We start from the raw sequence: 19,089 nt of genomic DNA, 5'->3' as shown, positions 1-19,089 counted from the left end.
GTTTACACATGAAACGAGCGCTGAGTAACGTGTGGCGAGGGAGCTTGCTCCCTCGCCACACGCGGGGTGTCAGCCTCATCAAACCGTGTGCAGGTACCAGTTGTACTCAAGGTCCGAGATGGAGTTCTCGAACTCGGCCAGTTCACTTTCCTTGCACGCCACAAACACGTCGATGTAGGTCGGGTCGATGTAGCGGGCCATAACCTCGCTGTCGTCCAGCTCGCGCAGCGCATCGCGCAGGTTGTTCGGCAGGCTCTGTTCGTTCTGCTCGTAACTGTTGCCTTCGACCGGAGCGCCCGGCTCGATCTCGTTGGTCAGCCCGTGGTGAATACCGGCCAGGACCGAGGCCATCAGCAGGTACGGGTTGGCGTCAGCACCGGCAACCCGGTGTTCGATGCGCACCGAATCCGGCGCACCGGTCGGCACGCGGACCGCCACGGTACGGTTGTCGATGCCCCAGCTCGGCGAGTTCGGCACATAGAACTGCGCACCGAAACGACGGTACGAGTTGACGTTCGGGCAGAGGAACGCCATCTGCGCCGGCAGGGTCTCGAGCACACCGCCGATCGCGTGACGCAGTGCGGCGTTCTGCTCGGGATCCTCGCTGGCGAAGATGTTGTTGCCGTCTTTATCAAGGATCGAGATGTGCACGTGCAGACCGTTACCCGCCTGGCCCGGGTACGGCTTGGCCATGAAGGTGGTGTCCATTTCATGGTCGTAGGCGATGTTCTTCACCACGCGCTTGAGCAGGACCGCGTAGTCACAGGCCTTGATCGGGTCGGCCACGTGGTGCAGGTTCACTTCGAACTGTGCCGGGGCGCTTTCCTTGACGATGGCGTCGGCCGGGATGCCCTGCTCTTTCGCGCCTTCGAGGATGTCTTGCAGGCAGTCGACGTACTCGTCGAGGTCGTCGATCAGGTACACCTGGGTCGAATGCGGACGCTTGCCGGAAACCGGCGAGCGTGGCGACTGCGGACGACCGTTCACGTTGTCCTGGTCGATCAGGTAGAACTCCAGCTCGAACGCGGCGCAGATGGTCAGGCCCATGGCGTCGAACTTGCTCACGACCTGGCGCAGGACTTCACGTGGGTCGGCGAAGAAGGGCTCGCCTTCCAGTTCGTGCATGGTCATTAACAGTTGCGCGGTAGGACGCTTCTGCCAGGGCTCGATGCTCAGGGTATTGGGGATGGGATAGCAGATTCGGTCAGAGTCGCCGATGTCCAGACCCAGGCCGGTGCTTTCCACCGTAGAACCGTTGATGTCCAGGGCAAACAGCGAGGCCGGGAGATTGATGCCTTTTTCGTAGACCTTGTGGAGACTGGTGCGCTCGATGCGCTTGCCGCGCACCACGCCGTTCATATCCGCAATCAGAAGGTCGACGTACAAAACCTCAGGATGTTTCTTAAGGAATGCGTTCGCTTCGTTGAGCTGAACGGCACGCAGGGGTACCGACATGATGCACCTATTATGTTAATTATTATGTTCACCGCCCTTTCACGAGCCCAGTCAATCCGAAAGGCAAAGTGAAGTCAATAGCGAGAAAAGCGCCTTTTTTGTTGATTTTATTGGCCGCCACAACCATCAAACCAGCAAAAAACCGCCCAAGAGCTGCAGTTGGCCTACGCCTCCACTCACCAGCCGTTTAGAATCTTTTACATTGGAGTTGTTAAAAAAAATCAACGAGGCTAAGCTCTGGAAAAGCTCGTTCAAGTGTGAAACTTCGAGGTGATAAAAATGGCATTCAAGCCATTGATCGGCGTTACTGCGTGCGTCAAACAGATTGGCCTGCACCCCTACCACATCAGCGGCGACAAGTACGTACGTGCTGTCAGCGTCGGCGCCCTGGGGTTGCCCGTCGTCATTCCTTCCCTGGGCGAGCTGACCGAAATCGACGATCTGCTCGCGCAGCTCGACGGTCTGCTGCTGACCGGCTCGCCGTCGAATGTGGAACCTTTCCACTATCAGGGCTCCGCCAGCGCACCCGGTACGGATCACGATCCGGCGCGAGACGCCACCACCCTTCCCTTGCTACGTGCGGCCATTGCGGCCGGCATTCCGGTGCTCGGCATCTGCCGCGGCTTCCAGGAGATGAACGTGGCCTTCGGTGGCAGCCTGCACCAGAAAGTCCATGAGCTGCCCGGCATGCTCGATCACCGCGAAGCCGATCACCCGGACCTGGCCGTGCAGTACGCACCGGCTCACGCGGTCAAGGTGCAGCCGGGTGGCGTGTTCGAAGCCCTGGACCTGCCTGCGGTGTTCCAGGTCAACTCGATTCACAGCCAGGGCATCGACCGCCTGGCCCCCGGCCTGCGCGCCGAAGCCATCGCTCCCGATGGCCTGATCGAGGCGGTCTCCCTCGAGCACAGCAAGGCCTTCGCCGTCGGCGTGCAATGGCACCCGGAATGGCAGGTGCTGAGCAACCCTCCCTACTTGAGTATTTTCCAGGCGTTTGGCGACGCATGCCGGCAACGGGCAGCGCTGCGCAACCAGCGCTGACGACAGCACACTGCATTCAACGATTGAACGGTCCCCCGCGAGTCAGGCGGGCGCGTCTTTGCGCGCCCTCCCCTCACGAAAACCACCAAACGCAATAACAACAAGTACGACCAGGCAGCCAGGACGGCGGCGCCGAGTAAGCCCGACCGGCATCTCCCGGCACGGGCTTGCAATCACCTATTAAGTCAGGCCGCGTTGGCCCGGCGACTGAAACCTGTTGGGAGTTTCACATGGCAAACGCCTCCAGCATTTACAGGAAGACGCTTGAAGGTCATCAGCAACCGAAAAAGGTGTTGGTGAAAGTCGATCGCGTCACCAAGAAATTCGACGAAACCACTGCGGTGGACGATGTGTCCCTGGAGATCCATCAGGGTGAGATATTCGCCCTGCTCGGCGGCTCCGGGTCCGGCAAGTCGACCCTGCTGCGCATGCTGGCCGGTTTCGAACGCCCCACCGAAGGGCGGATCCTGCTCGACGGCGTGGACATCACCGACATGCCGCCCTACGAGCGGCCGATCAACATGATGTTCCAGTCCTACGCCCTGTTCCCGCACATGACGGTGGCGCAGAACATTGCCTTCGGCCTCAAGCAGGACCGTTTGCCCGCCAGCGAAATCGACGCCCGGGTCGAAGAAATGCTGCGCCTGGTGCACATGACCCAGTACGCCAAGCGCAAGCCGCACCAGCTCTCCGGTGGCCAGCGCCAGCGTGTGGCCCTGGCCCGCTCCCTGGCCAAGCGTCCGAAGCTATTACTGCTCGACGAACCGATGGGCGCCCTGGATAAAAAGCTGCGCTCGCAGATGCAGCTGGAACTGGTGGAGATCATCGAGCGCGTGGGCGTGACCTGCGTGATGGTGACCCACGACCAGGAAGAGGCCATGACCATGGCCGAGCGTATCGCGATCATGCACCTGGGCTGGATCGCCCAGATCGGCAGCCCGGTGGACATCTATGAAGCACCCGTCAGTCGCATGGTCTGCGAGTTCATCGGCAACGTGAACGCCTTCGACGGCACCGTGGTCGAGGACCTGGAGGGCCACGCGATCATTCACAGCCCTGATCTGGAACAGAAGATCTACGTCGGCCACGGCGTCAGCACCTCGGTGCAGGACAAATCGATCACCTACGCCATCCGCCCGGAAAAAATGCTGGTCAGCACCCTCAAGCCCGAGACCCGCTACAACTGGTCCCAGGGCAAGGTGCACGACATCGCCTACCTGGGCGGGCACTCGGTGTTCTACGTGGAGCTGCCCGGCGGCAAGATCGTCCAGTCGTTCATGGCCAACGCCGAACGCCGTGGCGCGCGCCCGACCTGGGACGATCAGGTCTATGTCTGGTGGGAAGACGACAGCGGCGTGGTACTGCGCGCATGAATACCCTCACTCAGCAGTTCCAGCGGTTTTTGCCGAGCGGTCGCAAGGTCGTCATCGGTATTCCATTCCTGTGGCTGTTTCTGTTCTTCATGCTGCCGTTCTTTCTGGTGATGAAGATCAGCTTTTCCGAAGCCGCCCTGGCCATTCCACCCTACTCCGAGATTTACAGCTTCGCCGAACAGAAGTTTCAACTGCTGCTGAACCTGAGCAACTACTCGCTGCTGGCCGCCGACGAGCTGTACCTCTCGGCTTACCTGGGCTCGTTGAAAGTGGCGCTGCTCAGTACCGCCATGTGCCTGGTGATCGGTTTCCCGATGGCCTACGCCATTACCAAGGCCAGCAAGGAAACGCAGAACGTCTTGCTGTTGCTGATCATGATGCCGACCTGGACCGCGATCCTTATCCGCGTGTATGCGTGGATGGGCATCCTCAGCAACAACGGCCTGCTCAATGGGTTTTTGATGTGGACCGGCCTGACGTCGCACCCGATCGAGATCCTCAACACCAACACGGCCGTCTATATCGGGGTGGTTTACGCTTACCTGCCGTTCATGGTGCTGCCGCTGTACGCCAACCTGGTCAAGCACGACGCCAGCCTGCTGGAAGCCGCCTCGGACCTGGGCTCGAGCAACTTCAACAACTTCTGGAAAATCACCGTGCCGCTGGCCCGCAACGGCATCATCGCAGGCTGCATGCTGGTGTTCATCCCGGTGGTGGGTGAGTTCGTGATTCCGGAACTGCTGGGCGGCCCGGAAACCCTGATGATCGGCCGCGTGCTGTGGCAGGAGTTCTTCAACAACCGTGACTGGCCGGTAGCCTCGGCGCTGGCGGTGATCATGCTGGTGATCCTGATTGTGCCGATCCTGCTGTTCAACCGCAGCCAAGCCAAAGAGATGGAGGGACGGGCATGAACCGTTTCGGATTTTCAAGAATGATGCTGGTGTTCGGCCTGACGTTCATCTATCTGCCGATGCTGATTCTGGTGATCTACTCGTTCAACGCCTCGAAGCTGGTGACGGTCTGGGGCGGCTGGTCGGTGAAGTGGTACGCCGGCCTGCTGGACAACAGCCAGTTGATGGGCTCGGTGGTGCGCTCCCTGGAAATCGCCTGCTACACCGCGATTGCCGCCGTGGCGCTGGGCACCCTGGCCGCCTTTGTGCTGACCCGGGTGACCCGCTTCAAGGGCCGCACGCTGTTCGGTGGCCTGGTGACCGCGCCCCTGGTGATGCCGGAAGTGATCACCGGCCTGTCGCTGTTGCTGCTGTTCGTGGCCATGGCGCAAATGATCGGCTGGCCGCAGGAGCGTGGCATCGTCACCATCTGGATTGCCCACACCACGTTTTGTGCCGCTTATGTCGCGGTGGTAGTCTCGGCGCGCTTACGTGAGCTGGACCTGTCCATCGAAGAAGCGGCCATGGACCTGGGGGCACGCCCGTTGAAGGTGTTCTTCCTGATCACCATCCCGATGATCGCGCCGTCGCTGGCGGCGGGCGGCATGATGTCGTTCGCCCTGTCGCTGGACGACCTGGTACTGGCCAGCTTCGTGTCCGGCCCGGGTTCCACCACCTTGCCGATGGAAGTCTTCTCGGCGGTGCGCCTGGGCGTGAAGCCCGAGATCAACGCCGTGGCCAGCCTGATTTTGCTGGCGGTATCGATCGTGACCTTCATGGTCTGGTACTTCAGCCGCAAGGCCGAAGCCAATCGCAAACGGGCGATCCAGGATGCGATGGACCAGACCGCCAGCGAATCCTGGCAGCAACCCGCCCGGCCACTGGCAGGAGCGACGGCCTAGTGCCTTGTGGCGAGGGGGCTTGCCCCCTCGCCCCAGGCTTTGTGTTCACTGCACTTTTACATTGAGCCTGAGACCGTCTCGCCTCAAACGCTTTACGTCATTTGTATAAAAAGAAAATGGAGTTGTACCGATGAAAATGTTTGGCAGGACTCTGCTGACACTGTCCTTATTGGGCGCAATCACCACGGGCGCCCAGGCCAATGACAAGGTTCTGCGCGTCTACAACTGGTCCGACTACATCGCCCCGGACACCGTCAAGAAGTTCGAAGACGAGACCGGGATCAACGTGACCTACGATGTATTCGACAGCAATGAAACCCTGGAAGCCCGCCTGCTGGCTGGTAAATCGGGTTACGACATCGTGGTGCCGTCCAACAGTTTCCTGGCCAAGCAGATCAAGGCCGGCGTCTACCAGACGCTGGACAAGTCCAAGCTGCCCAACTGGAAAAACCTCAACCCGGTGCTGCTCAAGAACGCCTCGGCCAGCGATCCGGACAACGGCCACGCGTTCCCCTACATGTGGGGTTCGATTGGCATTGGCTTTAACCCGGACAAGGTCAAGGAAGTGCTCGGCAGCAATGCCCCTACCAACTCCTGGGACCTGCTGTTCAAACCGGAAAACGCGGCCAAGCTGAAAGCCTGCGGCATCAGCTTCCTCGATTCGCCCACCGAAATGCTGCCGGCCGCCCTGCACTACCTGGGCTACCCGGTAAACACCCGGGACAGGCAGCAGATTGCCGAGGCCGAAGCGTTGTTCATGAAAATTCGCCCGTCAGTGGCCTACTTCCACTCGTCCAAGTACATTTCGGACCTGGCCAACGGCAACATCTGCGTCGCAGTCGGTTACTCCGGCGACGTGCTGCAAGCCAAGGCCCGGGCCAGGGAAGCCGGCAACAAGGTGAAGGTCGACTACAGCATCCCCAAGGAAGGCGCCGGCAGTTTCTATGACATGGTCGCCATCCCGCACGATGCGGCCAACGTCGACAACGCCTACCTGTTCATGAACTTCCTGATGCGCCCGGACATCATGGCCGAGATCACCAACAACGTCGGCTACAGCAACGCCAACGCTGCGGCGACGCCACTGGTGGATGAAGCGATCCGCGACGACCCGGGTTCGTACCCGCCCCAGGCCGTGATGGCCACGTTGTACGCCATCCCGGACATGCCCATCGCGACCCAACGAGTGGTGACCCGCGGCTGGACCCGGGTCAAGCTCGGCAAGTAACCCACTGCGCCCGTCGGGGGCGCAGTCTGCAACACCGTTCACAGGGCGCCTTACCACCGCCGCGGCATCACGAACGGCCTCACCAGGCTCCCTCGGTCATGGTGATTCAGGCGTCCAGGGGTGAGTGCCCGCATTCCCCCCTAGACGCCTTTTTTCCAGCATCGCTCATGGCGCGTTGACCACCACGTAGCTCACATTACTGCCCTGGTACTGTGGCTGGAACCAGGTCGATCCGCATTGCATGTACGCCGTGTTGTTGCGCATCACCTGCACACAGTCGCTGGGCATTTCCGACGGGCGCATGACCGAACCCACCACCGCCGCGGTGACCACAACCGTAGCCGTGATGGCTGCGGCCATGGCGAGCGGATGGTCGTAATCATCGTCATCGTCATAATCGTGATCATAATCGTCGTCATCGTAATCGCCGTGCCCCTCGCTATCGATATTCACATCGCGAGTCTTGTTGACGTTGCGTTCACTGTTGTCGACCCGCACCCGGTTACCGACGTTGTTGCCGGCATTCACACGGTTGCCCGAGTTGACCTGATTCCCCACATTGGCCTGATCAATGCGTTGCTTGGCCTCATCGCGCTGGGCGGTGCTGAGCCGCTGGTCAGTGCCGGCTCTCTGGCCGGTGTTGGCTCTCTGGCCGGTACTGGCCCGCTGGTTGGTGTTGGTGCGCTGGGCGGTCTTGGCCCTCGGGGTGCTGACCCTCTGGCCGCTGCTGAGCTGCGGGTTGGGGTTGATCCGCTGTTTGGCGCGAACACCCTGATTGGTATTGATCCGTTGACTGGTATTGAGCCGTTGGCTGGTATTGGCCCGCTGACTGGTGTGGGCTCGCGGGGCGTGCGCCGGCGGTGCCCGATTGACCGACGACCGGGCACCGCCCTGGGCGCGCAGCTGACGGGCGTCGACCAGTTCAGCGACACCGACGGTCAGCATTGCGGTCGCCAGCAGAGACACCAGAACCGCGTATGGAGGAATTCTGAACATGATCCTGCCCCCCTATTGGCTGGCTTTCTTCAAGGGGATGGCGACATCGCCCTTGCGCGGCGTAAAGGTGAACGCCGAGGAGGTGATCTTCGGGGCAAGGTTCCAGCTGTAGACCGCGCTGTACTCCGGAAAGCTCGCCACGTCGGTGGTGGTGATCACCAGCTTGCAGGGCAAGGGTTTGTCGGCACGGGTGATCCACAGCTGCCAGTCGACACCCGCCTGGCGGAACGCCAGATGATCGCACAACGTGCCCTTGATGTAGGAGGGCCCGACATAGATCGCACTCTTGAGTGCGTCGATTTGCGCCTGGTCGCGGCCCAGGAGGAACAGGTCTTCCGTCGGCACCTGGATACCGTAGTGCTGCTCGATCTTGTGCAGGGTTTCGCTGACAGTGGCCGGTGCATCCACGGTGGTGTAGTACTTCAGATAGGGCGAGTACTGTGTCAGGTGCTTGCCGTCGTAGAAGAACTCCCGGGTTTGCGTGTCGCCATCGGCCTTGGCGTACAGGCGGTCATGCCCCGCCACCTTCAGCGTGGTTCGCGAGCCAGTCTGGATTTTCTGCCCGGAGTCCAGCACGGTATCGCGCGTGACCTCGGCGTTGACCTCGAATTTGGGCAGGCTGCGCAGGTAGTCCCCTACATCAATGAGTTTGTCGATTACGTGGGGGTTCAGGGGAGGCGCGGAATCGTCCGCCGGGGGCGCGTCCTCGGCCTGCGCGCCAAGGGTCATGGTTGCGATCAACAGGCAGAAGGCTCGTGCTTGACGCTTCATCATCACACTCCCGAGTGGCGCGCTGCATGCGCGGCCGCCGTTCCGGTGAACGGCAGGACAGTTCAATGAAAGGACGCTTTCGCAGGTTCGTCAATTTTGTGCCTGAACTGGGCTATCGTTAGCGTCCATCGCGAGCACTCGGACCCGGATCGGCCGCTCGCGCCCATACAACCTGGAGATGGTCATGCGAACACTTGAACTGGCCGGCGTATCGGTCCCCGTCATCGGCCAGGGCACCTGGCGCATGGGCGAAGACCGGCACCAGCGCAGGCGCGAAATCGATGCCTTGCGTACCGGCATCGACCTGGGCATGACCCTGATCGACACCGCCGAAATGTATGCCGAAGGCGGTGCCGAGGAGGTGGTGGGCCAAGCCATTGCCGGTGTACGTGACCAGGTATTCCTGGTGAGCAAGGTCTACCCGCATAACGCCAGCCGCAGGGGTATTCCCCAAGCCTGTGAGCGCAGCCTGAGGCGCTTGGGCACCGACTACATCGACTTGTATCTGCTGCACTGGCGGGGTCAGTATCCCCTTGAGGAAACCGTCGAGGCCTTCGAGCGCTTGCGTGAAGATGGCAAGATCGGCCGCTGGGGCGTGTCCAATTTCGATGTCGCGGACATGGGCGAGCTGCCCTCCACCGACTGCGCGACCAATCAGGTGCTCTACAACCTTGAAGAGCGCGGTATCGAGTTTGATCTGCTGCCCTGGTGCCAGCAGCAGCGCATGCCGTTGATGGCGTATTGCCCGATTGCCCAGGCCGGCAACCTGTTGGCCGAGCCGACACTCAAGGCGATCGCCACACGTCATCGCGTCACCCCGGCGCAAGTCTCGCTGGCCTGGTTGCTGTCTCAGGAGGGCGTGATCGCCATCCCCAAAGCGGTCCGCCCCGAACACGTGCGGTTGAATGCCGCCGCTGGCGCGTTGCAACTCGACCCAGCGGACTTCCAGGCACTGGACCTGGCCTTCGCGGCGCCCACCCGCAAGCAGCGGCTGGCGATGGTCTGAGGCTTAGAACAAGCCCAGTTGGCCACCGATCAGGGTACTGAAGTCGTCGTCGACAAACGGCAGGATCGCGTCAGCCACCGGTTGCAGCTGACGGCTGATGTAGTGGTCGTAGTCAATCGGTGCGCTGCGGGTCTCCAGGGGTTCGGGCCCCGCGACCGTGATCACGTAACTGATCCAGCCGCCGCGCTGGTACTGGCGCGGCCGGTGTTGCCGGTCGTTGTACTCGTCGGCGATGCGCGCGGCACGGACATGGGGCGGCACGTTGCGCTGATAGTCGTCCAGCGGCCGGCGCAGGCGCTTGCAATAGATCAGTAACTCATCGTGCTCACCCGCCAGCGTCGCCCGCACAAACTCGCGCACATAGTCCTGATACGGCCGCCGATGGAAAATCCGCAGGTAGAGCTCTTGCTGAAACTGTCGGGCCAGCGGCGACCAGTCGGTGCGCACGCTTTCAAGGCCCTTGTAGACCATCTCGTCGGTGCCATCGGCGCGGGTCACCAGGCCTGCATAGCGCTTCTTGCTGCCCTCCTCCGCGCCACGGATGGTCGGCATCAGAAAGCGTCGGAAATGGGTTTCGTATTGTAGTTCCAGCACGCTGTGCAAGCCGAACTCGCTCAACAGATGCTCACGCCACCACTGGTTGACGCAGGCCACCAGCGAGCGGCCAATCTGCGCCGCTTCTTCCTGGCCATGGGCGCGCCGTAGCCAGACGAAGGTGGAGTCGGTGTCGCCATAGATCACCGTATGGCCCTGGGCTTCGATCAATTGCCGGGTGCGCTGCATGATTTCATGCCCGCGCAGGGTGATCGAAGACGCCAGGCGCGTATCGAAGAACCGGCAACCACTGGAGCCCAGCACGCCATAGAAGGCATTCATGATGATTTTCAAGGCCTGGGACAAGGGCGCGTTGTGTTCGCGCTTGGCCGCCTCCCGACCCTCGGCGACCCGGGCGACAATCGCCGGCAGGCAGTTCCGGGTACGCGAGAAGCGCGCCCCCCGAAAGCCCGGCACCGACTCACTGTCGTCGGGGTGACGCAAGCCTTCGACCAACCCCACCGGGTCAATCAGAAAGGTGCGGATGATCGACGGGTACAGGCTCTTGTAATCGAGCACCAGCACCGACTCGTACAAACCGGGTTGCGAATCCATGACAAAGCCGCCGGGACTGGCCTGGGGCGGCCGCTCGCCCTGGTTCGGCGCGACAAAACCCTGGCGATGCATCAACGGCATATAGAGGTGGGTGAACGCGGCCACCGAGCCGCCGCTACGGTCGGCCGGCAACCCGGTGACGCTGGCGCGCTCCAGCAGGAAGGTCAGCAGCTCGGTCTTGTCGAAGATCCGCGTCACCAACTCGCAGTCCTTGAGGTTGTAGCGCGCCAGGGCCGGCTTGTCCTCGGCGAACATGCGGTTGATTTCATCCATGCGCTGGTACGGGTTGTCGATCGACTTGCCCTCTCCCAGCAGCGTCTGCGCGACGTTTTCCAGGCTGAACGAAGGAAAGCTCCAGGTCGCCGAACGCAAGGACTCGATGCCATCGATGATCAGACGTCCCGCTGCCGCGGCAAAGAAGTGGTTATTGCCCGAACCGTGTTCGCGCCACTGCATTTCCTCGCCACCGCGTCCCAGGCGCAACGGCACCGCCAGGCGCCGGGCATGCTCGTGCAAGACGCGCAGGTCGAACTGCACGAGGTTCCAGCCGATGATGGCGTCGGGATCGTGCCGGGCAAACCAGGCGTTGAGCTGTTTCAGCAGCAGGGTTCGGGAGTCGCAATACTCCAGGGCAAAGTCCACCTGGGTGGCGTCACCGTTTGGCGCTCCGAGCATGTACACCTGGCGCTGACCGCAACCCTCCAGGGCGATCGAATACAACTCGCCCTGTTCGGTGGTTTCGATATCCAGCGAGACCAACTTCAAGCGCGGCCGATAATCCGGGGCCGGCTTGAGCTGGGCATCGAGCAACAGGCCGCTGGCGTCAGGCGTTCCAGTGAATGACACGGGGGCGGTGATGAAGCGCTCCATCAGGTAACGCTCGGGTGGACGAATGTCCGCCTCGAAGACCTCCACGCCGGCCCTGCGCAGTACCGATTCCAGGTGCATGAGCTGGCGATGTTGCTGGCAATACAGGCCGAACACTGGCCGGTGCTGGAAATCCTGCAACCCGAGCGGCCGCAACTCGACACCCTGCTCGCCGCGCGCCAGCTCCAGGGTCCGCTCGCGGTACTGCTCGGGAATGAACGCCACCGACGGCTGCGCGGGCAAGCGCACCAGCCGTGGACCGGCATCGGTCGCCAACCAGAACTCGACTTGCGTGCCGGCCGGGGTATCGCGCCAATGCCGAGTCAAGACGAAGCCCTGCTGTAAGTCCACCACTGCAACCTCGAAGATGATCTGAACCTTCGATTCTACCCGCCATCGATGTTCAGGGCTGCCTTTACCTGAGTCACGCAAGCGATTGTAGGACAAGGTTAAACCGCTCCGGTTCGGTGCCGGGATTATTTTTGTAGTGAATGAAATTTTTCACTACAAACCCGTTGACGAGTTGTTTTTCCCCTTGCATGATGCGGACGTCTCCCCGATCGGGAGCGTAGGCAAAAGTGTTGTGAAAAGGCTCGACTGACCGCCGAGCTGCTCCCGGATGTGTACTGCCCACAAGGCAGATTGATGAAACTGACCCGGCATGAACGTCCCTGCAGGACCGGAAGCGCTGGCGAATACTCTTCAAGATGGCTTGTGACCGAGCAGGTTTGTATCGGGCAACAACATCCAGGTAATCGCTGCTTCTCCCCGTTGTGACGCCAGTACGTAGCAGTTTCTCGGCAAGACTACATGCATCCTGCTCAAGGCCCTGCCGATATTCGGCAGACAACCACTGTCGCCCTGGTTTCGGTACCAGATATCAACTTACCGAAGTAGAGAAGTGAATTAGCGAATCAACTAGACAGATCAAACATTGGTCAAGGGGCTTTAACATGAATCTGAACAATCAACCGACTATTGATGAACTGGCTCGTATGTTCGCCGCGCACAAAGACAGCCATGACAGCCATATCCTGTGGATTGCCGAATCTGGCCAGGTGCATATCGACTGCCTGTCGCCCCATGCCCATGAAGCCGAGTTCGAACAGAACAAGCGTGACTTGCGTGCCCGACTGAAGATGTACCGTCGCGGCCAGGGTTATGTTGGCAAGAAAGCCGCCGCGGACAAAGATTTCGTCGGCCGCGTACTGGCCACCCTGACTCAGGAATGGCAGAACCTGCAGTCCCGGCCAGACGTCAGCGTGATCGACCGCTACTGCTAAGTTGCCTTGCACAGCCGCTGATAGCCTGAACCGGTTATCAGCGGCTTTTTTGTCTGCGCATTCCAGCCGCAGGCGCCCCGAACGCCGCCGATGACGCATTTAGATTGTGTAAATGCCGCTTTACCCCCTTGCTCCATTAGCCTGCGTCTACGATTCTGTATAGGCCGTCCTCTAACACAGACAACAGCGGAGAGACCTCCATGAAGACCGTCGCGCAACTGCTCAAGTTAAAAGCCAGTCACAATCAGGAGGTCCACACCATCAAGTCTCATCAAATGGTGCTGGAAGCGTTGATGGTGATGGCCGCGAAAAACGTAGGCGCGCTGCCGGTAATGGACGACGGCAAGATCGTCGGCGTGATCAGCGAACGTGACTATGCGCGCAAGCTGGTGCTCAAGGGCCGCTCCTCGGTGGGCACCCCGGTCAGCGAAATCATGAACTCACCGGTGATCACCGTGGATTCCCATCAGACCGTCGAAACCTGCATGAGCATCATGACCGACAAACACCTGCGTCACTTGCCCGTGGTTGAAAACGGCCAATTGCTGGGGTTGCTGTCCATTGGCGATCTGGTCAAGGAAGCCATTGCCGAGCAGGCCGAACTGATCCGCCAGCTGGAACAGTACATTCGCGGCGAGTAGCTTTCGCCCCTGCGCCCAATCGCGTCGCTGCGTGCCGCCGGTTTCGGTCGTGCGCAGTATTTCGTTTCAGTGTACCGAAACGGTAAACACACGCCTCTATTGTTGTGCACTGAACTTTATATTTGCTCTATCTCAAGGCGCTTCTATATTCAGTTAACCCCCTGACACGTCCGGCTTTTTTCTTGAGTGTGAACCATGGCCAGCAACGACCACCTGATCATTTGCGAGCATTGCGATGCCGTGTATGAAAAAGCCGTGCTCGCCAAACACCAGACCGCCCTGTGCCAACGCTGCGGCGGGGTGCTCCAGCGCTACAACGGGATGACCCTGCAACAACGCCTGGCATTGACCCTGACCGCGTCCGTGCTGTGGATCTTCGCCAACTTCTACCCGGTGATGAGCATCAGCCTCAAAGGTCTGAAAAACAGTGCCACCCTCTGGGATTCGGTGGTGGCCCTGAGTGACGGCCCGATTACCTTCATCGCCCTGGTCGCGGCCATTTCCATCATCATCGCGCCCGTGTTCCAACTGCTGTTGCTGATCTGGGTGCTGAGTTTCGCGCTGACATCCAGGCGCGCACCGGCGTTCAAGCTGTGCATGCGCTGGCTGGAGAGCTTGCGGCCCTGGAGCATGCTGGAAGTCTGCCTGCTGGGGGCCATGGTGGCCGTATTCAAACTGGCCGGGTTACTGGACGTGATTCCCGGCATCGGCCTGTTTGCCCTCGCGGTGTTGAGCCTGTTGCTGATCCGCATCGCCGGACGTGACGTTCGTGAACTGTGGGACTGCCTATGAATAGCCCGTCCGAAGCCCGCGATCTCAACCTTTGCCTGTGCCACAGCTGCGGCCTGGCCTGTGACATGACCGACCAGCCCCCTGTGTGCGAGCGCTGCGGTGCTCCCCTGCATAGGCGCAAGAGCAACTCCCTGCCCCGCACTTGGGCGTTCCTGGTCGCGGCGCTGGTGTTTTACATCCCGGCCAACCTGCTGCCCGTGATGAACACCAGCATGTTCGGCAGTGGATCCGACAGCACCATCATCGGTGGCGTGCTGGAATTCTGGGAGCATGGCGCCTGGGATATCGCCCTGATCATATTCATTGCCAGTATCGCCGTGCCTGGCATCAAGTTTGTCGCCCTGACGCTGCTGCTGGTAACCGCCCAGCGGGGCAGTCTCTGGGCCCGCAAGGAACGTTCGCAGCTGTATCGTTTCGTCGAGCTGATCGGCTACTGGTCGATGCTCGACGTCATTGTCGTTGCGCTGGTCGCCGCCCTGGTGAAGTTCCAGGCACTGGGTGATATCGAGCCACGACCCGGGATTCTGTTTTTTGGCATGGTGGTGGTCTTCACCATGCTCTCGGCGATGAGTTTCGACCCACGCCTGATCTGGGACAACCCACAATCCGAGGAGGTCATGGATGGAATCGAAAGCCACTGAGGGGCAGCCGCAACCCGGCAAAGCCGACGTCAAGACCCGCCGCTGGAGCGTTTCGCTGGTATGGATCGTACCCATCGTTGCGGTGCTGGTCGGGCTGTCCCTGGTGGTGCACAACCTGATGCAACAAGGGCCGGTGATCACCCTCAACTTCAAGACCGGCCAAGGCCTGACGGCAAACAAGACCGAGGTCAAATACCGCAACGTGGTGATCGGCCATGTCTCCGATGTGGCGTTGAGCGATGACCAGAAGAGCGTCAACGCCACGGTAAAACTGTCGAAACAGGCCGAATCCTTCACCCGCGAGGACTCCAAGTTCTGGGTCGTACGACCGCGCATTGGCGCGGGCGGGGTGTCCGGGATCGACACCTTGCTTTCAGGTGATTTCATTGGTGCCGACGCGGGGCAATCCGATGCCCGCGCCCGGGTCTTCACCGGGCTCGAAGCCCCTCCGCCCATTACCTATGGCGAACCCGGCAAGCGCTTCATGCTGCACGCCCAGGACCTGGGGTCGCTGGACATCGGGTCGGCCGTCTACTACCGCAAGATCCCGGTGGGTCAGGTGGTTGCCTATGCACTGGACACCGACGGCAATGGCGTGAACATCGAAATCTTCGTCAATTCACCGAACGACGTGCATGTCACCGAAAACACCCGATTCTGGAATGCCAGCGGCATCGACATCAATGTCGGGGCCGACGGCTTTGCGGTCAAGACCGAGTCGCTGTCAGCCATGTTGCTCGGCGGCATTGCCTTCCGCGCCCCGAACTACAGCCCTGGTGACAAGAGCGCCGAGGAAAATCGGAACTATGAGCTGTTCGAGGACCAGGCGACCGCCCTCGCCCCGCCCAATGGCAAGCCGCAGTTCCTCGTCCTGCGTTTCGATCAGGCCTTGCGCGGTTTGAAGGTGGATGCGCCCGTCGAGTTCCAGGGGCTGGAAATTGGCAAAGTGGTGGCGATAAACCTGGATTTCGACGAAAAATCCCGCACGTTCCCGATTAATGTCGGCATCGTGATCTATCCCAAACGTTTGGGGCAAGCCCATCTGAAGATGCTCAAGGCGCTGGAGCATAACCCTGACGACGAAGCCGCATCGGTACGACTCATGGGCACCTTTGTCGACAATGGCCTGCGCGCCCAGGCCCGTAGCGGCAACTTGTTGACCGGGCAGTTGTACATCGCCCTGGAATTCTTCCCCAAGGCGCCAAAAGTTGCCTTCGACCTCAATGCTCGTCCCGTGATGATTCCAACCGTGCCGGCCAGCCTGGAACTGCTGCAGGAGCAATTGCAGGCGATGGTCGACAAGATCAACAAGCTGCCGATCGAGCGCATCGCCAACAACCTGGATGGCAACCTCACGGAAATGCGTAAAGGCATCAAACAGTTCAGCACCCAGACTTTGCCGGGAGTGGAGAACACCTTGCAGGAGGTGAGCAAGACGCTGCAATCGGCCAACTCGACCCTCGCCGAAGACTCTCCGCAGCGCGAACAGTTGACCCAGACCCTGGAAGAACTCGGACGCATGTCACGCTCTCTACGCGAATTGTCGGACTACCTGGGCCGGCATCCGGAATCCTTGCTGCGCGGACGTCAAAAAGACGCCACGCCGCCAAACCTGCAACCGTCTTCGAACCGCTGACCACAGGAGTGCGTCCATGTCTTTGTCGTTGAGAGTTGGGTTGGTCGGTGCGCTGCTGATGTTGGCAGCCTGCAGCAGCGACCCGGTGCATTACCACACTTTGATTCCGGCCCAGCCGGCATCGGCAACCCGCAGTGCGGCCAGCATCCAGTTCGAGCAGGTCAGCGTGCCGGCGCAGGTCGACCGCACACAGATCGTCATCCGCCAGGGCAACAGTGGCCTGGCCGTCCTGGAAACCGAATGGTGGGGAGCAAGTCTGGCGGAAGAGCTGCAAAGCGCCCTCGCCGATCAACTGTCTGGCACAAGCAATGTCAGCAGAATGTCCTTGCGTGTCGATGTGCAACGCTTCGACTCGATTCCCGGGCACTATGCCCTGGTCGACGCGCAGTGGCGTTTGCGAAACCTCGACTCAGACGATACCAGTACGTTCCTCAACTGCCGGACCACGGTTCAGACCCCATCAGGCGCAACTATCGACGATCTGGTGTTGGCACATCAGAAGAACGTGAAAGGCCTGGCCGCCGCGATCAGCCAGGCCGCGGCCGGCGGACGCTGCCCCGGGGCACGGTAAGCGTCGCGATTATTGAGCGAAACCTGAGGCCGGCTGGGCCTGATCAGTCGGCACTGGCTGGTAAACGTCGCTGCGTTGTTCACGCTGAAGGGCCGGTTCGTTAGGCCGGGTGCGCACAGGCTGCGGCATGACCGACAGGTTGGCGACAAGACCTTGCTGGATTTGCCCGGAAATGTAGTTGACCCCGGCCATCACACCGTTCGCCTCGTTCTCCATCAAGCCCAGCCATGCCTTGTCGAATGCCGCGCTCAGGCTTTGGCGCATTTGCGCTTGTGCGATCGGCCGATCACTTTCATTCGACATGGCACCGATGCCCAGGGAGACCACGGAAATTACCGCCCCGGCAACCCGGCCGACGGCTGCCGCCACCGCGCTGGCGACGCTGCGAGTAGCAATCTGGGCTTCGAGCCGTTCGCTTGCACGCTTGGCCACCGAAGAAATCCCGGCATCCGACAGCCCTGCCCCGGCACCGCTGTTGGAACTGCGGACCTGTTCGACAAGCGCCGTGTAAGCGGGCAATCGAGTGACCGGTTCAGTATGAATGATCTGATAGAGCGAAGCATTGCGTGCGGGAGGAGGCGCCAGGGTGATGGCCGGGACTTGGCTGAGCCTACGGTCGAATTGATCCTGGGGGACTGCATACTGCTCCTGTATCTCGGCCATATGAGCGCTGAGCATCTGCAGGTACAACCTCACGGCATCGCCCATGATCACGTTCGGATCGGTCACCCTGGAGACGGGATCCAGCACACGCTCGTGGTACTGTTCCTGCAGGTAGACCGTCAGTCGATTGACCGGCGAATCCGTCTCGCCCTTGGCGCTCATCCTGTACCAGCCCACCTTCACGCCCAGCCACTGTTGGGTCCAGTAGCCGGTAAACCAGGGAATGAAGTCGGTTTCGGTACGGCGGAACACTTGCTCACGCCAGCGCCCCATGGCTTTGCGGGTGTAATCCCTGACCGCCTCCCTGGAGGACAATGAAGCGCTGTCTATATCCCGGTCAATCTGTAACCAGGTCGCTTCCGTGATCACGATGGGCGCCGTCGGCTCAGAGCGACGCACCGTGGAGCATCCCGCCAGCAACAGCAGCAGGATCAGTAACAAGGCCAGGCACAGGAAACGCAGACTCAAGATCGCAGTCCCCGGTAATAACAGGACAGCCGTCGTCACGCCTCGATCGGTTTGGGGCCGCTGAGACTTGTGATGGCGGTATTTTGAGTATAGGTGGTGCAAGACCGGCTCAGGCGGGATGCCGAGCGAGGTGCTCCCCCCCCGTTCAAAGGAGGCAGGCCCCATGTTTTACCGAATAGCGGCCGATGGGCTGATGCTGATGCATTTACTATTCATTGCGTTCGTGCTGTTGGGCGCACTGCTGGCCTTCAAATGGCGCCAAGTGATCTGGTGCCATTTGCCCGCGGCCGTCTGGGGCACCCTGGTCGAAATCTTCCACTGGAACTGCCCGTTGACCCATTGGGAGAACCTCATGCGCCACAACGCCGGGCAGGCCGGCTACAGCGATAGCTTCATCGAGCATTACGTCTGGCCGCTGATATACCCCGCCGGGCTGACGCTGGAAATCCAACTGGGGTTGGGGGCCTTTGTGCTGTTGGTCAACCTGATTGTCTATGGACTCCTGATCAGGCAGTGGAAGCAGACGTAAGCAGCCGGCTAGAGAATCGCCACTCTTTCGCGCACAAAAACAAAACCCCTATCTGCAGATGCAGATAGGGGTTTCGGAATTTAATCTTGACGATGACCTACTCTCACATGGGGAAACCCCACACTACCATCGGCGATGCATCGTTTCACTGCTGAGTTCGGGATGGGATCAGGTGGTTCCAATGCTC

The 19,089-nt window shown here is 60.6% G+C and carries 18 protein-coding genes and 1 rRNA gene; 13 read left to right on the top strand and 6 right to left on the bottom strand.

The annotated features are described in order from the left end of the window. Window positions 1-78: 78 nt before the first annotated feature. Window positions 79-1,455, bottom strand: coding sequence for a glutamine synthetase family protein (locus CKW29_RS23130; RefSeq protein WP_095146846.1), 1,377 nt, complete (start codon window positions 1,453-1,455; stop codon window positions 79-81). A 279-nt stretch (window positions 1,456-1,734) separates the two neighbouring features. Here CKW29_RS23130 and CKW29_RS23125 point away from each other — a divergent pair, with 279 nt between their 5' ends. The 5 genes from CKW29_RS23125 (at window position 1,735) to CKW29_RS23105 (ending at window position 6,889) form a co-directional block, all read left to right on the top strand. After that, the gene (locus CKW29_RS23125) at window positions 1,735-2,496 is read left to right on the top strand and encodes a gamma-glutamyl-gamma-aminobutyrate hydrolase family protein (protein WP_095149182.1); all 762 of its coding nucleotides are present in this window, start codon (window positions 1,735-1,737) and stop codon (window positions 2,494-2,496) included. A gap of 230 nt (window positions 2,497-2,726) precedes the next feature. Beyond that, window positions 2,727-3,869 carry a polyamine ABC transporter ATP-binding protein gene (potA, locus tag CKW29_RS23120; protein WP_095146844.1) on the top strand — a complete coding sequence of 381 codons (1,143 nt, stop codon included), beginning with the start codon at window positions 2,727-2,729 and terminating at the stop codon, window positions 3,867-3,869. 29 nt (window positions 3,870-3,898) lie between these two features. Next, complete coding sequence (locus CKW29_RS23115) at window positions 3,899-4,780, top strand: ABC transporter permease subunit (RefSeq protein ID WP_176465357.1); 882 nt, start codon at window positions 3,899-3,901, stop codon at window positions 4,778-4,780. Then, entirely contained in the window at window positions 4,777-5,661 is an 885-nt protein-coding gene (locus tag CKW29_RS23110) for an ABC transporter permease subunit (protein ID WP_095149181.1), read from the top strand. Before CKW29_RS23115 ends, CKW29_RS23110 begins: the two co-directional genes overlap by 4 nt. Before the next feature lie 130 nt (window positions 5,662-5,791). Beyond that, window positions 5,792-6,889 (top strand): polyamine ABC transporter substrate-binding protein, encoded by a 1,098-nt coding sequence (locus CKW29_RS23105; protein WP_095149180.1) that lies wholly within the window; start codon window positions 5,792-5,794, stop codon window positions 6,887-6,889. Between the two features lie 165 nt (window positions 6,890-7,054). On the opposite strand, the gene CKW29_RS25810 is transcribed toward CKW29_RS23105, so the two are convergent. After that, on the bottom strand, window positions 7,055-7,885 hold the full coding sequence (locus CKW29_RS25810) for a hypothetical protein (protein WP_177452470.1): 831 nt from the start codon (window positions 7,883-7,885) through the stop codon (window positions 7,055-7,057). 12 nt (window positions 7,886-7,897) lie between these two features. Then, window positions 7,898-8,656, bottom strand: coding sequence for a DUF2092 domain-containing protein (locus CKW29_RS23095; RefSeq protein ID WP_095149179.1), 759 nt, complete (start codon window positions 8,654-8,656; stop codon window positions 7,898-7,900). 184 nt (window positions 8,657-8,840) lie between these two features. Between CKW29_RS23095 and CKW29_RS23090 the strand changes: the two genes are divergently transcribed. Next, entirely contained in the window at window positions 8,841-9,662 is an 822-nt protein-coding gene (locus tag CKW29_RS23090) for an aldo/keto reductase (RefSeq protein ID WP_095146839.1), read from the top strand. Between the two features lie 3 nt (window positions 9,663-9,665). On the opposite strand, the gene CKW29_RS23085 is transcribed toward CKW29_RS23090, so the two are convergent. Beyond that, a complete protein-coding gene (locus CKW29_RS23085) occupies window positions 9,666-12,029 on the bottom strand; it encodes a DNA polymerase II (RefSeq protein WP_177452472.1) in 2,364 nt (787 codons plus the stop codon). 602 nt (window positions 12,030-12,631) lie between these two features. On the opposite strand from CKW29_RS23085, the gene CKW29_RS23080 reads away from it, so the two are divergent. The 6 genes from CKW29_RS23080 (at window position 12,632) to CKW29_RS23055 (ending at window position 17,242) form a co-directional block, all read left to right on the top strand. After that, entirely contained in the window at window positions 12,632-12,961 is a 330-nt protein-coding gene (locus CKW29_RS23080) for a hypothetical protein (protein WP_095149178.1), read from the top strand. A 200-nt stretch (window positions 12,962-13,161) separates the two neighbouring features. Beyond that, the gene (locus CKW29_RS23075) at window positions 13,162-13,602 is read left to right on the top strand and encodes a CBS domain-containing protein (RefSeq protein WP_095146837.1); all 441 of its coding nucleotides are present in this window, start codon (window positions 13,162-13,164) and stop codon (window positions 13,600-13,602) included. Between the two features lie 195 nt (window positions 13,603-13,797). Further along, window positions 13,798-14,394 (top strand): paraquat-inducible protein A, encoded by a 597-nt coding sequence (locus tag CKW29_RS23070; RefSeq protein WP_095149177.1) that lies wholly within the window; start codon window positions 13,798-13,800, stop codon window positions 14,392-14,394. Continuing rightward, window positions 14,391-15,035, top strand: a complete 645-nt coding sequence (locus tag CKW29_RS23065) for a paraquat-inducible protein A (protein WP_095149176.1) — start codon at window positions 14,391-14,393, stop codon at window positions 15,033-15,035. Before CKW29_RS23070 ends, CKW29_RS23065 begins: the two co-directional genes overlap by 4 nt. Then, window positions 15,016-16,671 carry an intermembrane transport protein PqiB gene (locus CKW29_RS23060; RefSeq protein WP_095149175.1) on the top strand — a complete coding sequence of 552 codons (1,656 nt, stop codon included), beginning with the start codon at window positions 15,016-15,018 and terminating at the stop codon, window positions 16,669-16,671. The genes CKW29_RS23065 and CKW29_RS23060 overlap by 20 nt, the downstream gene beginning before the upstream one ends. A 16-nt stretch (window positions 16,672-16,687) precedes the next feature. Beyond that, on the top strand, window positions 16,688-17,242 hold the full coding sequence (locus CKW29_RS23055) for a membrane integrity-associated transporter subunit PqiC (RefSeq protein WP_095146833.1): 555 nt from the start codon (window positions 16,688-16,690) through the stop codon (window positions 17,240-17,242). 9 nt (window positions 17,243-17,251) lie between these two features. Here CKW29_RS23055 and CKW29_RS23050 read toward each other — a convergent pair whose 3' ends face one another. Continuing rightward, entirely contained in the window at window positions 17,252-18,373 is a 1,122-nt protein-coding gene (locus tag CKW29_RS23050) for a hypothetical protein (protein WP_176465353.1), read from the bottom strand. Between the two features lie 163 nt (window positions 18,374-18,536). Here CKW29_RS23050 and CKW29_RS23045 point away from each other — a divergent pair, with 163 nt between their 5' ends. Beyond that, window positions 18,537-18,902 (top strand): DUF2784 domain-containing protein, encoded by a 366-nt coding sequence (locus CKW29_RS23045; protein ID WP_095146832.1) that lies wholly within the window; start codon window positions 18,537-18,539, stop codon window positions 18,900-18,902. An 84-nt stretch (window positions 18,903-18,986) separates the two neighbouring features. Here the strand turns inward: CKW29_RS23045 and rrf are convergent. Further along, window positions 18,987-19,089 (bottom strand): 5S ribosomal RNA (gene rrf, locus CKW29_RS23040); the annotation flags it as partial.

Source organism: Pseudomonas sp. Irchel s3a18, assembly GCF_900187535.1.
GTDB lineage: Bacteria > Pseudomonadota > Gammaproteobacteria > Pseudomonadales > Pseudomonadaceae > Aquipseudomonas.
The sequence above is the reverse complement of the archived record's forward strand: the minus strand, read 5'-3'. Positions and strand labels throughout refer to the sequence as shown.

What these genes read in the sequence shown, in the direction of transcription:
- CKW29_RS23130 (WP_095146846.1), bottom strand. Translation starts at nt 1,455, where the DNA reads ATGTCGGTACCCCTGCGTGCCGTTCAGCTCAACGAAGCGAACGCATTC.
- CKW29_RS23125 (WP_095149182.1), top strand. Translation starts at nt 1,735, where the DNA reads ATGGCATTCAAGCCATTGATCGGCGTTACTGCGTGCGTCAAACAGATT.
- potA (WP_095146844.1), top strand. Translation starts at nt 2,727, where the DNA reads ATGGCAAACGCCTCCAGCATTTACAGGAAGACGCTTGAAGGTCATCAG.
- CKW29_RS23110 (WP_095149181.1), top strand. Translation starts at nt 4,777, where the DNA reads ATGAACCGTTTCGGATTTTCAAGAATGATGCTGGTGTTCGGCCTGACG.
- CKW29_RS23105 (WP_095149180.1), top strand. Translation starts at nt 5,792, where the DNA reads ATGAAAATGTTTGGCAGGACTCTGCTGACACTGTCCTTATTGGGCGCA.
- CKW29_RS25810 (WP_177452470.1), bottom strand. Translation starts at nt 7,885, where the DNA reads ATGTTCAGAATTCCTCCATACGCGGTTCTGGTGTCTCTGCTGGCGACC.
- CKW29_RS23095 (WP_095149179.1), bottom strand. Translation starts at nt 8,656, where the DNA reads ATGAAGCGTCAAGCACGAGCCTTCTGCCTGTTGATCGCAACCATGACC.
- CKW29_RS23090 (WP_095146839.1), top strand. Translation starts at nt 8,841, where the DNA reads ATGCGAACACTTGAACTGGCCGGCGTATCGGTCCCCGTCATCGGCCAG.
- CKW29_RS23080 (WP_095149178.1), top strand. Translation starts at nt 12,632, where the DNA reads ATGAATCTGAACAATCAACCGACTATTGATGAACTGGCTCGTATGTTC.
- CKW29_RS23075 (WP_095146837.1), top strand. Translation starts at nt 13,162, where the DNA reads ATGAAGACCGTCGCGCAACTGCTCAAGTTAAAAGCCAGTCACAATCAG.
- CKW29_RS23070 (WP_095149177.1), top strand. Translation starts at nt 13,798, where the DNA reads ATGGCCAGCAACGACCACCTGATCATTTGCGAGCATTGCGATGCCGTG.
- CKW29_RS23065 (WP_095149176.1), top strand. Translation starts at nt 14,391, where the DNA reads ATGAATAGCCCGTCCGAAGCCCGCGATCTCAACCTTTGCCTGTGCCAC.
- CKW29_RS23060 (WP_095149175.1), top strand. Translation starts at nt 15,016, where the DNA reads ATGGAATCGAAAGCCACTGAGGGGCAGCCGCAACCCGGCAAAGCCGAC.
- CKW29_RS23055 (WP_095146833.1), top strand. Translation starts at nt 16,688, where the DNA reads ATGTCTTTGTCGTTGAGAGTTGGGTTGGTCGGTGCGCTGCTGATGTTG.
- CKW29_RS23045 (WP_095146832.1), top strand. Translation starts at nt 18,537, where the DNA reads ATGTTTTACCGAATAGCGGCCGATGGGCTGATGCTGATGCATTTACTA.